The organism is Lysobacter sp. Soil_C_15 (assembly GCF_057657315.1).
Window position 1 is genome coordinate 1 of record NZ_JBDGIR010000039.1, and the last position, 370, is coordinate 370.

The following is a 370-nucleotide window of genomic DNA, read 5'->3' on the forward strand; positions in this document are numbered from 1 at the left end:
GTCGCATCGAAGCACAGCGGCGAACTGACCACCGAGCCGGCCACGTTCGGCAGGTACGACTCCACCGCGTGCGCCAGATAATTGGCCAGGCCGCCGTGCTCGACCATCACCCCCTTGGGCTGGCCGGTCGAGCCGGAGGTGTACATCACATAGGCCAGATCGCTCGGTCCCACTTCCGGCAGCTCGCCTTGGGCGTAGTCCGCCAGCCACTCGTCGTCGCCGGCCGCGCCGTCCATCAGCACCACGTCCACGTCCTGCAGCGGCAGCTCGTCCATCCCGGCCGCTTCCAGCAACGCCCAGCCGATGCCGGCGTCGCGGACCATGTAGGCCAGGCGTTCCTTCGGCAGCTTCGGCTCCAGCGGCACGTAGG

Annotated in this window: 1 protein-coding gene; it reads right to left on the reverse strand. The window is 68.9% G+C overall.

Annotated features, from left to right (window positions below; translation table 11 throughout):
- The coding region (locus tag AC3A57_RS22940) for an AMP-binding protein (protein WP_487581013.1) at positions 1–370 on the reverse strand (370 nt) is incomplete at both ends.